Origin of the sequence: Paenirhizobium cremeum (assembly GCF_022884085.1) — a bacterium.
In the GTDB taxonomy this organism is placed as follows: Bacteria; Pseudomonadota; Alphaproteobacteria; order Rhizobiales; family Rhizobiaceae; genus Allorhizobium; species Allorhizobium cremeum.
The window spans coordinates 186,198-200,884 of record NZ_JAGGCS010000001.1; the positions used below are offsets into that span (position 1 = coordinate 186,198).

Annotated in this window: 12 protein-coding genes; 6 read left to right on the plus strand and 6 right to left on the minus strand. The window is 61.6% G+C overall.

Going from position 1 to position 14,687, the window contains the following annotated elements:
- Positions 1–181: 181 nt before the first annotated feature.
- Both J5N58_RS00885 and J5N58_RS00890 read left to right on the plus strand, forming a co-directional pair.
- Positions 182–616 carry a TadE/TadG family type IV pilus assembly protein gene (locus tag J5N58_RS00885; protein WP_112828148.1) on the plus strand — a complete coding sequence of 145 codons (435 nt, stop codon included), beginning with the start codon at positions 182–184 and terminating at the stop codon, positions 614–616.
- Position 617: 1 nt separating this feature from the next.
- The gene (locus J5N58_RS00890) at positions 618–2,354 is read left to right on the plus strand and encodes a pilus assembly protein TadG-related protein (RefSeq protein ID WP_113439633.1); all 1,737 of its coding nucleotides are present in this window, start codon (positions 618–620) and stop codon (positions 2,352–2,354) included.
- A 63-nt stretch (positions 2,355–2,417) separates the two neighbouring features.
- Here the strand turns inward: J5N58_RS00890 and J5N58_RS00895 are convergent, their stop codons facing one another.
- Positions 2,418–3,794 (minus strand): class II 3-deoxy-7-phosphoheptulonate synthase, encoded by a 1,377-nt coding sequence (locus tag J5N58_RS00895; RefSeq protein WP_112828146.1) that lies wholly within the window; start codon positions 3,792–3,794, stop codon positions 2,418–2,420.
- Positions 3,795–4,098: 304 nt separating this feature from the next.
- On the opposite strand from J5N58_RS00895, the gene J5N58_RS00900 reads away from it, so the two are divergent.
- Together J5N58_RS00900 and J5N58_RS00905 are read left to right on the plus strand one after the other, a co-directional pair.
- The gene (locus J5N58_RS00900; RefSeq protein WP_112828145.1) at positions 4,099–4,959 is read left to right on the plus strand and encodes an alpha/beta hydrolase family protein; all 861 of its coding nucleotides are present in this window, start codon (positions 4,099–4,101) and stop codon (positions 4,957–4,959) included.
- Between the two features lie 160 nt (positions 4,960–5,119).
- On the plus strand, positions 5,120–6,409 hold the full coding sequence (locus tag J5N58_RS00905) for a TadE/TadG family type IV pilus assembly protein (protein WP_112828144.1): 1,290 nt from the start codon (positions 5,120–5,122) through the stop codon (positions 6,407–6,409).
- A 367-nt stretch (positions 6,410–6,776) separates the two neighbouring features.
- On the opposite strand, the gene gor is transcribed toward J5N58_RS00905, so the two are convergent.
- The 3 genes from gor to rpiA form a co-directional block, all read right to left on the minus strand.
- Positions 6,777–8,165: a glutathione-disulfide reductase gene (gene gor / locus J5N58_RS00910; protein ID WP_113443411.1), complete on the minus strand. Its 1,389-nt coding sequence runs from the start codon at positions 8,163–8,165 to the stop codon at positions 6,777–6,779.
- Between the two features lie 151 nt (positions 8,166–8,316).
- Positions 8,317–8,850, minus strand: coding sequence for a DUF2059 domain-containing protein (locus J5N58_RS00915; RefSeq protein ID WP_112828142.1), 534 nt, complete (start codon positions 8,848–8,850; stop codon positions 8,317–8,319).
- A gap of 18 nt (positions 8,851–8,868) precedes the next feature.
- Positions 8,869–9,567, minus strand: coding sequence for a ribose-5-phosphate isomerase RpiA (rpiA, locus tag J5N58_RS00920; protein ID WP_244709182.1), 699 nt, complete (start codon positions 9,565–9,567; stop codon positions 8,869–8,871).
- A gap of 162 nt (positions 9,568–9,729) precedes the next feature.
- Here rpiA and J5N58_RS00925 point away from each other — a divergent pair, with 162 nt between their 5' ends.
- On the plus strand, positions 9,730–10,407 hold the full coding sequence (locus J5N58_RS00925) for an HAD family hydrolase (protein ID WP_113443412.1): 678 nt from the start codon (positions 9,730–9,732) through the stop codon (positions 10,405–10,407).
- 18 nt (positions 10,408–10,425) lie between these two features.
- On the opposite strand, the gene J5N58_RS00930 is transcribed toward J5N58_RS00925, so the two are convergent.
- Both J5N58_RS00930 and J5N58_RS00935 read right to left on the minus strand, forming a co-directional pair.
- The gene (locus J5N58_RS00930; protein ID WP_244709185.1) at positions 10,426–12,264 is read right to left on the minus strand and encodes a L,D-transpeptidase family protein; all 1,839 of its coding nucleotides are present in this window, start codon (positions 12,262–12,264) and stop codon (positions 10,426–10,428) included.
- A 356-nt stretch (positions 12,265–12,620) separates the two neighbouring features.
- The gene (locus J5N58_RS00935; RefSeq protein WP_244709187.1) at positions 12,621–12,980 is read right to left on the minus strand and encodes an ArsR/SmtB family transcription factor; all 360 of its coding nucleotides are present in this window, start codon (positions 12,978–12,980) and stop codon (positions 12,621–12,623) included.
- Between the two features lie 166 nt (positions 12,981–13,146).
- On the opposite strand from J5N58_RS00935, the gene fumC reads away from it, so the two are divergent.
- Positions 13,147–14,535, plus strand: coding sequence for a class II fumarate hydratase (fumC, locus tag J5N58_RS00940; RefSeq protein WP_112828137.1), 1,389 nt, complete (start codon positions 13,147–13,149; stop codon positions 14,533–14,535).
- The last annotated feature ends 152 nt before the right edge of the window (positions 14,536–14,687 follow it).

Genomic DNA, 14,687 nt, shown 5'->3' on the forward strand with positions numbered 1-14,687 from the left:
GCATTGATTGCGATTTCCTGAAGAGCGCCCCAGCCCCTCACGCGTCCACTGACAGCGCTAACCATATGGATATTTTCTAATGCAAGCACAAATTGCCAAAATGAAATAACTAAACCTTAATGAACGAGGGAGTTTCATTATTGTCTAAATTACGCATGAAAGAAAAGAGGGGTATTCTGAGATGCGTAGAAGACGACACCTGCTATCACACCTGACGAACGACACTCGCGGCACATCGGCAATCGAGTTCGCTATCCTGGCGCCCATCTTTTTTATGGTGGTCTTCTCGATGATCGGATACGGCATCTACCTGAGCGCAAGCCATGCCGTGCAGCAGATTACGGCCGATGCCGCCCGCACCGCCGTCGCCGGCCTCGACGCCGCGGAGCGCAGGAGGCTCGCTGAAGACTATGTGAAGACATCCACGAACGAATACGCCTTTCTTGACGAACGCGCCTTTGCGGTCGCCGTCCAGGACGATCCGAGCAATCCCGCACAATTCACCGTCAGCATATCCTACGATGCGACCGATCTGCCGATCTGGCAACTTTACAGTTTCGCGATGCCGGACAAGGTCATCAGACGCTTCGCCACCATACGGGTCGGAGGTATCTGACATGCTCCACCGCCCTTCCCTCCAGCCACGTTCGATTTCGATATTGAAGAACCGCGCCGGCAACATCGCCGTCACCGCGGCACTCGTCTCTCCGCTGATGATCGGCGCCCTGGCGCTCGGTGTAGACTACGGCCACCTGACAACGCAGCAGCGCGCCCTGCAGCAGGCCGCCGACCTCTCCGCCATCGCCGCGGCTTCCAGCTTGTCGGCCCCGGAGCGGGCTGCCTTCGACTATTTCCGGATGAACGGGCTGGATATCCCCGTCGCCACGGCCTCCGGCCTGATGACCGACGCCGGCATGGTGCCGTTTGAAAATATCGACCAGTACACAGCGATGGCCACCGTGACGCCCGGTCGCTACACCGCCGATCCCGCGCTGTCCGTCGAGGCGCGCTTCATCCGGGCGGGGAGCCAGCCCGATGCGGTCCGCGTCGAGATCCACAAGCGGGCCGATCTCTTCTTCGCCGGCGCCTTTGCGGAAGCGCCGATGCTCGGAGCGGTCGGTACCGCCGCGGCAAACAAGATCGCGAGCTTCTCGATCGGTACCAGGCTTGCGAGCCTGCATGACGGCGTGCTGAATGCCGTTCTTTCCGGATTGCTGGGAACGAGCGTCGATCTCGAACTCATGGACTATCGCGCCCTCGTCGACGCCGATGTCGATGTTCTGCGAACCCTCGATGCCATCGGGATCGATCTCGGCCTGACCGCGGTGACATACGAGGAGTTGCTTCAGACCGACATCGGTTTCGGCAAGCTGATCGACGGCGTGTTGCGCGCGACGACGCTCGATGCCCGGTCGCGGTCGGCACTCGAGGCGCTGAAGCGTTCGGCCTCAAGGACAAGGCTCACCGTTCGCCTTGAAAGCATCCTCAATCCCGGCCCCTATTCCGAAAGACTGGTCGGCAGCGCCGGCCACCTGCAGGTGAATGTCGGGCTCTTCGAATTCCTGACAGCCGCAGCAGCGGCGGCAAATGGCGAGAACCAGATAGCGGTCGATCTCGGCGCATCCCTGCCCGGACTTGCTTCGGCGAAACTGTTGATCGCCATCGGCGCGCCGCCCGTCTCCACCCCGCCCGCGGCAATCGGAGGAGAGGGCACGATCGTCCGCACGGCACAGACGAGGCTTTCTCTGAACGTCACCGTCGATGGCCTGCTCGCGCTTGCCGGCATCAAGGTGAAGGTTCCGCTCTATGTCGAAGTCGCCCATGCCGAGGCAAAACTCGCCGGTATCCATTGCCGCGACCGGAACGGTGCGGCGGATGTCAGGATCGAGGCGGTGCCCGGCGTCGCGGAAATCGCCATCGGCAACGTCGACCCGAATACCTTTGCCAATTTCGGCTCCACACCGAGAGTGACGAAGGCAACGCTGGTCCAGGCGCCGCTTCTCGGCATCGACGCCATGGCCCACGTCAACGCCACCAACTTCGACAGGAAGACGCTGACGTTCACACCAAACGACATTGCAAATGGCGTCGCCAAGACCGTTTCGACCAGCCAGACCCTTACGACGCTGCAATTCTCCCTGCTGCGCAATCTCGATGTCGACGTCCGTCTTGCGGGGCTGACCCTCGGCACGCCGCAGACTGTTCAGAACGCCCTCTCCCAGACGCTGGCGAATCTGACCGTTCCGCTGGACAGCCTGCTCTACAATACGCTTCTCGTGCTGGGTATCCGCATCGGCGAGGCCGATGTCAGGGCCACCTATGCCACCTGCCAGCAACCCGCGCTGGTTCAGTAGGCGCAACGAAAAAGGCCGGCGCCATGGGAGCGCCGGCCTTTTTCGTGTTTCTTCTGTGGAACGTCAGCCGTTTGCGACCAGCATCCGCTTCTCGTCCCGACCACCCTTCATCCGCTCGGCCAGCAGGAAGGCCAGTTCGAGGGCCTGATCGGCGTTGAGACGCGGGTCGCAATGGGTATGATAGCGATCCTGCAGGTCCTCGGCCGAGACGGCGCGCGCGCCGCCGGTGCATTCGGTCACGTCCTTACCGGTCATCTCGATATGGATGCCGCCCGGATGCGAGCCTTCCGCCCGATGGATCTGGAAGAAGCTCTCAACTTCCGACAGGACCCGTTCAAACGGACGGGTCTTGTAGTTGTTGAGCGTGATGGTGTTGCCATGCATCGGATCGCAGGACCACACGACCTTGCGTCCTTCGCGTTCGACGGCGCGGATCAGCTTCGGCAGATGATCGGCGACCTTGTCGTGACCGAACCGGCAGATCAGCGTGAGACGGCCGGCTTCGTTTGCCGGGTTCAGGATGTCGATCAGGTTCAGGAGGTCGTCCGGCTGCAGGGACGGACCGCACTTCAGGCCGATCGGGTTCTTGATACCGCGGCAATATTCGACATGGGCATGATCCGCCTGGCGCGTGCGGTCGCCGATCCAGATCATGTGACCTGACGTCGCATACCAGTCGCCCGAGGTGGAATCGACGCGGGTCAGCGCTTCCTCATAGCCGAGAAGCAGCGCCTCGTGGCTGGTGAAGAAATCCGTCTCGCGCAGGCTCGGATTGTTGTCCGAAGTGATGCCGATGGCCTTCATGAAGTTCATCGTCTCGGAGATCCGGTCGGCGAGCTTGCGGTAACGCTCTGCCTGCGGGCTGTCCTTGACGAAGCCGAGCATCCACTGGTGCACGTTTTCGAGGTTGGCATAGCCACCCATCGCGAAGGCTCGCAGCAGGTTCAGCGTCGCGGCCGACTGCCGGTAGGCCATGATCTGGCGTTCCGGATTGGGGATGCGAGCTTCCGGCGTGAACTCGATGCCGTTGATGATGTCGCCACGGTAGCTCGGCAGTTCGACGTCGGCCTGCTTCTCGAAATCGGAAGAACGCGGCTTGGCAAACTGGCCGGCGATACGGCCGACCTTGACCACCGGCAACTGCGCGCCATACGTCAACACGACCGCCATCTGCAGGAAGGCGCGGAAGAAGTCGCGGATCGTGTCGGCGCCATGTTCGGCAAAGCTCTCGGCGCAATCGCCGCCCTGGAGCAGGAAGGCGTTGCCTTCCGCCACATTCGCGAGCGCTTTGGTCAGACGGCGGGCCTCGCCGGCAAAGACGAGCGGCGGATACTTGGAAAGCCGGGATTCCGCATCCACGAGCGCTGCCGCGTCGGGATAGGCCGGAACCTGCTTGATCGGCTTCTGTCGCCAACTGCCGGGGGTCCAATTCTGTGCCATGGTCGTCACCTGCTGTTAAGGGCGGCCTCCTCGGGGCCGCTTGGAATTCGGGGCTTATAGACGGATATATCGGCATTGCAAAGCCGAAGTTGAAGGCCTTTCGCAGACACGGGGTTCTCGTTTGCGGAACCCTTCCGTCCATTCCGCCTCGCCTGCCCGCTACTCTATCAGATTTTCCTGAAAAAGCAGCGCTTTCGCTGACGCCCTTTTCCCGAGCCGTCTGCTGCTTGTTGATTTTACATGAACGTAAACGTAAGAATTGATTGGGTTGGAGTTTGCACGCGACGGAGGAGGAGATCGGTCGATGCGAAAGGAAGCGGATGTTGGACGAAGCGATATCGCCTTCGAGGCCTCCGACGGGTTTCCCCTTGCAGGCACCCTCTTCGAAGGCGCAGGGGACGGGCCGCTCGCCCTGATCTCCTCGGCCGCCGCCGTTCCACGCGCCATCTACGCCCGCTTCGCGCAGTATCTTGTCGCAGAGCACGGCTACCGCGCCGTTCTCACCTACGACTATCGCGGCGTCTCCGCCTCCAGAGCGCCGCCCGGCTGGCGTGCCCCGCCCCGCATGGCGGACTGGGCGGAAAAGGATATGCCGGCCGCCATCGACCGGCTTGAGCGGCAGGCGCCTGGTCATCCCATGGTCGGCATCGGCCAATCCTTCGGCGGACAGGCACTCGGCCTTAGCGGGCGTTCCGCACGGTTCGAGCGCTATCTGATGGTGGCCGTGATGTCTGGCCACTGGCGCTATACCGATGAACCCCTGAAGGTCTACGCCGCTATGAATCTCGTCGGCGTGCCCCTCGCCCTGCTGACAGGCAGGGTCCCGGGCTGGATCGGTCTTGGGGAGACATTGCCCGGTACTGTCTTTCGCCAATGGGCGGCCTGGGGCCGCTCGCCGGAGTATTTCTTCGCCGACCCCGCGATGGACGCGGCAAGGCGCTTCGCCGAGGTCCGCACCCCCATCCTGTCGATCGGCCTCGAGGACGATCCCTGGGCGACCCCGCGAGCCCAGGAAGCTATTTTGAAGGGTTATGTCAACGCCCCGATTGAGCGACGACGCATTGCTGCGCCTCCCGGCCAGACCATCGGCCACCTCGGCTTCTTCCGGCCGTCTTTCAAGGAAAGCCTCTGGAAACCGGCAACGGATTGGCTGAACGGAAAATAGTCTCTCGAATGGCGGCATATTCCCGAAATTCGTGGGGATAGGGCGAACATTAACAAACCCGCAACAACATTCGGTTTACCTATGCGGCAGTCGCCCGCTGCAGGGTGAAACACAGGCACCATGACGATGCCGCCCCAACTGTGCTTAAGGGACATTTGTCATGCGTGCGTCTTTCAAGCGCCTTCTCGCTTGCCGGGCAGGCAATTTCGGTGTGTTGACGGCACTTCTCGCCGTACCCCTTCTCGGTTGCATCGGCATGGCGCTGGATTTCACCCGTGCACTGGATGAACGCAACCTGCTCATGACGGCTGCCGACGCAGCGGCCATCGGCGCATTGTCGGAACAATCGGCCGGCGTCATCGCCGCGCTGACCGCAGGCGGCAACGGGGAAGTGACCATTGCCGAGGAAGATGCGCGCCACCTCTTCAATGCCCAGTTGGAAGCCGCCGGCATCGAAATCTCCAGCCTCGACATCTCGGTCACCAAGACGGGCTCGGACCTCAAGTCCACAGTCTCCTTCTCTGCCAAGGTGCCGACCAGCTTCCTCAGGGTGATCGACAAGAACGAGATCACGGTATCGGGCACCGCAAGTGCCATCTTCAAGGGCGGCGGTTTTATCGATTTCTACGTACTGCTCGACAACACTCCATCCATGGGCGTCGGCGCGACGGAAGCCGATATCGCAATGATGGAAAAGAACACCTCCGACACCTGTGCCTTCGCCTGCCACGACCTTTCCAAGAGCAACAACTACTACAATCTGGCCAAAAAGCTGGGCGTTCAGATGCGCATCGACGTGGTACGTCAGGCCACGCAGAAGCTGACACAGACGGCAGCCGACAGCATGCGTTATACGGATCAGTTCAGAATGGCGGTTTATACCTTCGGTGCCTCGGCAACGGACGCGAAACTGACGAATGTGGCCGGCCTTTCCTCGGACATGAAATCGGTTTCGAGCGCCGCAAGCGCCATCGACTTGATGACGATCCCCCGCCAGAACTACAACGACGACCAGACGACCGACCTCGACGCCGCCCTCAAGCAGTTGAAGGACATAATCCAGAAGGGCGGCAGCGGACAGAACAAGAGCGACCCGGAGAAGGTTGTCTTTTTCGTTTCCGATGGCCTGACGGACAGCGCCAAGGGCAGCGCCTGCACCAAGAAGACCACCAACGGTACACGCTGCCAGGAGCCGATCGACTATTCCTTCTGCACCGCCCTCAAGGACAAGGGCATCAAGATCGCCGTACTTTACACCACCTATCTGCCGCTGCCGAAAAACGACTGGTACAAGAACTGGATCAAGCCATTCCAGAGCGAGATCGCGACGCATATGCAATCCTGCGCCAGCCCCGGTCTTTATTTCGAAGTCAGTCCGTCCGAGGGCATTGCGGACGCCATGAACGCCCTCTTCAAGAAGGTCATCAGCAGCCCCCGCCTTGCCAGCTGACCATCCGGCGCAAACGCCTGCAGCGATCGCAAAAGGGTGAAGACGGCAAGTTTCGCGCAAGCTTCGCGACCTACCCCGACCGCCGCAGGATGCGGGTCGGCGACAATTCACCCGGCGGTTACCCCGGTCGACTGCATGTGTAAGGTTCTGTCATGAGGACGAGTTGAATGGCGTATGATTGGAGCGGCGTTCGCACCAGACGCATCCGGCAGTGGAAACTGGCCGCCGCCATATTGATCGGCCTTCTGGCCTTGGCTGCACCCGTTCTGGCCTTGGCCTGACAACTCCCGAGCCGGCGCCGCGGTCGAAGGGAGAGCTTGAAAGCGCGGCAAGAACTGAAATTGCCGCGCTTCGCGATGCGGGAGCGTCAGACGCGCTCGCCGTTCCTGATCCGATAGCTCGGGCTGTACATCGTCACCAGTTCCTCGGCAGCCGTCGGATGCACCGCCATGGTACGGTCGAAGTCATCCTTGGTGCAGCCCGCTTTCAGTGTGATTCCGAGAAGCTGTGCCATTTCTCCGGCGTCGTGGCCGAGAATATGGGCGCCGACAACCTTGCGGTCGGCGGCATTGACGATCAGCTTCATAATCATCTTTTCCGTCCGGCCGGAAAGCGTGGCCTTCATCGGCCGGAACTGCGCCCGGTAGATCTCCAGTTCGTCGTACATCTTGGCAGCGGCTTCTTCCGAAAGCCCGACCGTGCCGATCTCCGGCTGGGAGAACACCGCCGTCGCGATCAGGTCGTGGTCCGGAGACGTCGGGTTGTTCTTGTATTCCGTCTCGATGAAGCACATCGCCTCATGGATCGCCACCGGCGTCAACTGGACCCGGTCGGTGACATCCCCGAGGGCGAAAATGCTCGGCACATTGGTACGCGAGTACCGGTCGACGATGATCGCGCCGCGCTCGTTGGTGGCGACGCCCGCCGCCTCCAGACCGAGGCCGCGGGTATAGGGATCACGGCCCAGCGCCAGCATGACCTGGTCTGCCACCAGCGTCCCGTGGTTCATAGTTTCGGCGGCCAGGCGTCCACCGACCGTCTTCGAGACAGCGGTGAAATGGTCGTGGAGAAGGATCCGGATACCCTTTTGCTCCATCGCTTCGTGCAATCCCCGGCGCAGGTCCTGGTCGAAACGGCTGAGTATCTCCGCGCCACGGTAGATCAGCGTCGTCTCGACGCCAAGGCCGTGGAAAATGTTGGCGAATTCGACCGCGATGTAGCCGCCGCCGGCGATCACGATGGATTTCGGCAGTTCGGGCAGGTGGAACGCCTCGTTCGACGAAATGCAGAGTTCGTGCCCCGGCAATGCGATATGCGGATTGGGCGCGCCGCCGACCGCGATGACGATCTTTTCGGCGGTGACGACCTTGCCGCTGTTCAGCAACCGCACACTGTTGGGGCCGACGAGCTCCGCCCGCGTTTCGAGGATCTCCGCTCCGGCGCCTTCCAGCCCCTTGCGATAGAGACCTTCGAGCCTTGCGATCTCCTTGTCCTTTGCGGCGATCAGCGCCTTCCAGTCAAATCGGCTCTCACCGACCGTCCAGCCGAAACCGGCCGCATCCTCGAAATGCTCGTGATATTGCGAAGCGTAGACGAAGAGCTTTTTCGGTACACAGCCTCTAATCACGCAGGTGCCGCCGAAACGGTATTCCTCCGCGATGGCGACCTTCTTGCCAAGGGAGGCAGCCAGCCTGCCGCTACGAACACCGCCTGAACCGCCACCGATCACGAACAGGTCATAGTCGAAACTCGACATCGAAAATCTCTCCTTGCAATATCATAGGTAACCGGACTGCCACCCGATATAGAGTGCCGCCGATGCATTTGAAACGGGTCGTTGCCGCTGGCGGGCAAAAAGAAAGCCCGGAGACGATCCGGGCTTTTGCTCGAAAACGGAACGTCGCCGTTTACTGCTTGGGCGCTTCGGCCGGAGCCTGCCCGCCGACTTCCTTGAGAAGCGCATCGTTCGTCTGCTTCTCGAGATCCCGGGCGACACCGGTGGTCCAGATATCGGCCGCCTTCAAGAGCTCGCGGGTCGCGATCGGCCCGTCCTTCAGGAGCTTCTTTCCGGCGTCGCTGGAGTAGAAGTCGGTGATCGCCTTGAGTTCGTCGACCGTGAAGGCCTTGGCGTAAACGAGCGCGGCTTCGCGTTCCAGATCGGCACGGCGCGGTGCAAGCTTCAGAGCCTCATCCTCGATCTTCTTGGAAATCTCGTCCTGAAGGTTCGGATAGGCCTGGATGAGCTGTGCCGTCAGACGGTCCATGATGTTCGGCAGAATATTGTCGAAGCGGTTGGTGACGCCGAGCGCGGTGATCGCGGCACGTGCGGCCTGCAGGTGCTCCGCCGGCACTTCCTGTGCCTTCGCGGAGGCGGCCAGCATCATGCCGCCAGCAATGAGCGCGACCGAGGCAACACGGCTCAGACCCGAAAACTTAATCATGAAATTCACAGCTCCTGTTTAGTTCTTAGCGCCCATCACCCGCGCACCCGCCGGACCGGCGATGATGGCAAGCGAAGCCAAGTTGATGAATAATCCGTGTTCGACCACACCGGGGATGGTGTTCAGCGCACTTGCCAAGGCCTCTGCATCAGGAATGCGGCCAAAAGATGCGTCGAGAATGAGATGTCCACCGTCCGTGGTGAATACGCCGTCATCCGACATGCGGATGCGCAATTCCCCGGACAAGCCGAGGCGGGAAGCGACCTTTTCGACCGCAATCCGTGTTGCGACCTGACCGAAGGGATTGATCTCGATCGGCAGCGGGAAACGGCCGAGCATGTCCACCACCTTGCTTTCGTCGGCGATCACGACCATCCGCGCGGAGGCGGCAGCGACGATCTTCTCGCGCAGCAGCGCACCGCCGCCGCCCTTGATGAGGCGCAGGCCGGCATCGACTTCATCCGCGCCATCGATGGTCAGATCGAGTTCCGGGAGTTCGTCGAGCGACTTCAGCGGTACGCCGAGTTCGACACACAGGCGCGCCGTGCGCTCAGAGGTCGGAACGCCCTCGACCTTTAGGCCTCCCGCCACCTTTTCGGCCAGCAGCCGGACGAATTCCTCCGCGGTAGAGCCAGTGCCGATGCCGAGGCGCATGCCGTCTTCGACATGCTCCAGAGCCGCAGCGGCGGCCTTGATCTTCATCTCGCGGGCGTCCATGCGCCGAAAACTCCCATCTGTTGCGTCGTGTGCTGTTTACACGGCTCACAGCCCGAACGAAAGCCCCTTTCCGATACCGCCGTAGCGGTTGCCTTTTGTCCGGCTTTCGCCTAACCGCGGAGGAGACGCACCCGCCATCCACCCAAGCGACGGAGCCTGCCCTTGACCGCCCCCACCATCGTCTTCGACCTCGACGGCACCCTTGTCGACACCGCGCCCGATCTCGTGGAGAGCCTCAATCACACCATCGCCGTCGCCGATCTCGAGCCGGTCACCTATGCGGACCTCACCCATCTCGTTGGACAGGGTGCCAGGGTGATGATCGCACGGGCCTTCGCGCTGCGCGGCGCACCGCTCTCTGAAGAGGAGTTGCCTGCCCTGCTCAACCGTTTCATCGTGCACTACAAGGCCGGCATGCCGGGCGGAAGCCGCCCCTTCCCCGGCCTTCTGCAAGCTCTTAACCGTTTGACGGACGCCGGCTTCAATCTCGCCGTCTGCACCAACAAGATGGAGGCGCTCGCCCTGCCGCTCATCGAGAAGCTGGACATGACGCGCTATTTCAAGACGATTGCAGGCGGAGACACGTTTGCGGTGAGGAAGCCGGACCCAGGCCACATAACCAGCACCGTCGAACGTGCGGGCGGCGATCCCCGGCTCGCCGTGATGGTCGGCGACAGCGTCAACGACATCCTGGCCGCTCGAAGAGCCGATATTCCCTCGATTGCCGTTCCGTTCGGCTATTCGGATATTCCGGTGGAGGATCTCGGCGCCGACCGCCTCATCAGGCATTTCGATGAACTGGATGCGGCGCTGATCGGTGAACTGCTCGGCCCTCGCTGAGCAGTTCACACGGTATGCTTAAGACCGGCTGCGGGCGTCGCTCGTCACCTTGAAGGCTTTCAGCGTCGCCGCGTCGCGGCCATAGACGTCGTCGAAATATTCGACCACGCCGTTCTTGTTCGGCCATGCGGTGAAATAGGAGACATAGACCGGAATCTTCTGCGGCACCTGTACGGCACGGTTCTGGCCGGAAGCGATCTGCTTGGCGATCTCTCCGACATTGGTGCCCATGACGGCCGCCGCCATCACGCGCGGCTCGGCAAGACGCACGCAACCGTGGCTCAGCGCCCGCATGTCGCGCTTGAAGAAGCTCTTCGAAGGCGTGTCGTGCATGTAGATCGCATGCGCGTTGGGGAACAGGATCTTGAGTTCGCCGAGCGCATTGTCGCCGCCCGGAGGCTGGCGCACGTCGACCGAATGGGTCGTGTTCCAGTCGACCGCGGTCGAGGAAACCGTCCGTCCGTTATAGCTGACCTCGTAGCCGAGCCGGTCGAGATAGGACGGGTCCTGGCGGAGCTTGGGCAGCATTTCGTTGACGATGATCGACTTCGGCACACCCCAGTAAGGATTGAACTCGACGGTCTCGATCTGGTCCTGGAAGAAATAGGTCTGGTTCGACTTCGATCCCACCACGACCCGCATCGACAGCTGTTCATGGCCGTCATTGACGTAGTAGGCCATGTAGGCGGGCTGATTGATGAAGACATAGCGGGGGCCGAAATCAGCCGGCAGCCAGCGGATCTCCTCCATCGCGACGATGAGCTTTTCGATCTTCTCGGCATTGCTGTGGCCGGTGAGCGCCCGGATGGTCGCGCGGCCGATAACGCCGTCCGGCTTGAGGCCCTTTTCCTGCTGGAAGGCTTCGACCACAGCAACCAGTTCCGGCGTGTAGTCCGGCGTTCCCGCATAGCTCTCCAGCACCGCCCCATGCTGCATCCTGATCGCGTCGGAAGCCTGCTTCTTGATGGCGGCGAGGATATTGGCCAGTTCCGGATTGCTCTGCCCCGGCTTCAAGAGGGTGTCCGGAGCGATTGTTACGACGACGCCGGCCTGATCGTCTTCCGCCCTGAGGCGCGCCAGTTCGTCCCGCATGGCGACGAACTGACTATTGTCTGGATCGCGGCTGCGGATGTATGCGCCCACATCGGGGCTCAGACGAGCCATGTTGAGAACGGGCTTCAGGTTCACCGACTTGCGCTTGAAGTCGTGATAACCGGAGAGCTTGTTCGGATCGATCCGGCCGCGCACCGTGTCGTTTATATAGGTCAGAAGCTTGGCTGAGAGCGCCAGCTCGAACCGGGCGAGTTCCTTCGCCGGCTTATCGGGATCGGCCGGGTCCGACGCATCGGACGGCAGGGCGACCGCGTAGTCCTCGGGGGAGAGACCCGCCACGTCCGCAGCGGCAAGCGCGGCCATGGCAGCGCGTGCCTGATCCGTAATGCCCGCTTCGGACACCCAGATCAGCGGCTTGCCGGCCTTGTAGTAATCCTCGACGGCCGCAGCCACATCGGCCGTGGCGTTCACTTTCACGGCGGAAAGGAAATTCCTCGCACCTGTGACGGGGGCAATCTCGGCGCCGACCGCCGCGGCAGCGGGAATGACGATCGGCCGTGTGGCTTCCGCTTTATAGGTATAGTAACGCGGACCGGTGACCTTCGGCAGCGGCTCCGGATCACCCATTTCCAGCCCGCCATTCGCCTGCGGATCGATGACGGAATTGACCATCGGCTTGGAGCGTGCCGGACCGCCGCGCAGGAGGTCCAGCAGCGTCGCGGCATCGGCGGACTGTGGAAAGGCGTTGAAGCCCGTCACCGCGGCCAGCACTGCCGTTGCCGCGATCTTGTTGTATCTCGTCATTTCGCTCTCGTTCCCGACATGGGTTCGTGACAAGCCTGCCCGGGAATGGCCGACCCGCTTCGGTGCGGATCACTAGCCGATCGGCACCCTATTGAAAAGTTGTGACTGCTAAGAACGCGACCGACTCGCATGTCAGATTTTGGGTATATCTGCACGCCAATGTCTGTGGCATCCGACACAAAGTAAGTGAAAATATTCGTTAATTTTTCCTTTACCGATCACATCAAGTTGACCGGAGACCGATCTGGCCAAATTTGATAGATGCGGATTAGCAGACGGCCGTGCCAAATATGCCACGCGACCCGCCGCCTCGTCGCGTCCGGCCGGATCGCGACGGAAAAATCCCCGCTGGAGAACTATTCCTCACACGGGTTGGAGGCCCGACCGGCCGGGCAGGTTTTCGCGGTATCATCGAAAACCGGGCAGCGGAATTCCGGTGAGGCGCGGCAACAATCCTGCATCAGGGACAGCGCGACCTCGCGCAGCAAGGGGGCCTCGACCCGATAGCGGACGTTACGGCCCGCCCGTTCCGCCGAAATCAGGCCGGCATTGGTAAGCACGGTGAGATTTGTGGAAAGCGTATTGGCGCGAATACCGAGCCGCACGCCGATATCGCCGGCATTGAGACCGGCCGGCGCATGGCGCGCCAGCAGACGGATGATCGAGAGACGCCCCTCGTGACCGAGGGCTGAAAGAGCCGCGAGAACGGGCTTCAAATCCGGGTTTCCTGAATGCATGAGCTTTCAAATCTTCAAAAACGTCTTTGGCGCAGACCGCAGCCGATAACTTGACAGCAATAATCATGTAAATGCTATTCGATTGCGTCCCGAAGATATCCTCCTAAGTTGTCGGGACCCGTTGAACCAATCCGGAGCAGGAAAAATGAATACCCGCACAGAAAGCGATACCTTCGGGCCGATCGAAGTGGCAGGCGACCGCTATTGGGGCGCCCAGGCGGAACGTTCCCGCGGCAACTTCAAGATCGGCTGGGAAAAGCAGCCGCTTTCGGTAGTCCGGGCGCTCGGCATCGTCAAGCAGGCCGCCGCCCGCGCCAACATGGCCCTCGGCCATCTCGACCCCTCCCTCGGTGACGTGATCGTCAAGGCAGCGCAGGAGGTCATCGACGGCAAGCTCAACGACCATTTCCCGCTGGTCGTGTGGCAGACCGGCTCCGGCACGCAGTCCAACATGAACGCCAACGAGGTGATTTCCAACCGCGCCATCGAAATGCTGGGCGGCGTGATGGGCTCCAAGAAGCCGATCCACCCCAACGATCACGTCAACATGAGCCAGTCGTCGAACGACACCTATCCGACGGCCATGCACATTGCCTGCGCCGAACAGATCGTCCATCACCTGATCCCCGGCCTGAAACACCTGCACGAAGCGCTCGAAGCGAAATCCAGGGCCTTCGCGCATATCATCAAGATCGGCCGCACCCACACCCAGGACGCAACGCCGCTGACCCTCGGCCAGGAATTCTCGGGCTATGCCGCTCAGGTCGCCTCGGCCATCAGGCGCATCGAACTGACGCTGCCGGGCCTCTACGAACTCGCCCAGGGCGGCACCGCCGTCGGCACCGGCCTCAATGCGCCGGTCGGCTTTGCCGAAAAGGTCGCGGAGGAGATCGCCAAGATCACCGACCTGCCCTTCGTGACCGCCCCCAACAAGTTCGAGGCGCTGGCGGCCCATGACGCCATGGTCTTCGCCCACGGCGCGATCAATGCGGCAGCCGCCGCCCTCTTCAAGATCGCCAATGACATCCGTTTCCTGGGGTCCGGCCCGCGCGCCGGCCTCGGCGAGCTCGCCCTGCCGGAAAACGAACCGGGCTCGTCGATCATGCCGGGCAAGGTCAACCCGACCCAGTCGGAAGCGCTCACCCAGGTCTGCGCCCATATCTTCGGCAACAACGCGGCGATCACCTTTGCCGGCAGCCAGGGCCACTTCGAGCTCAACGTCTACAATCCGATGATGGCCTACAATTTCCTGCAGTCGACTCAGTTGCTCGGCGATGCGGCACGCTCCTTCACCGACAATTGCGTCGTCGGCATTGAGGCGCGCGAAGACAACATCAAGCGCGGCGTGGAAAACTCGCTGATGCTGGTGACGGCGCTGAACACCCGCCTCGGCTACGACACCTGCGCCAAGATCGCCAAGACGGCCCATAAGAACGGCACGACGCTCCGGCAGGAAACCGTCGGCGGCGGCTATCTCACCAACGAGGAATTCGACGAGTTGGTGCGGCCGGAACTGATGATCGGCCCGAAGTGACGAAACGGGCCTGACCGTCCCGACGAACACGTTACCGGCGGAAACCATGCCTTAAGGGGAAGGTTTTCGCCGGTCACCGAACGACTTTAGAACCATTGCAAAACGGGCTTTCCGGGACTAGACCGGCGTGCGAAATGCGCTTCCGCACATCG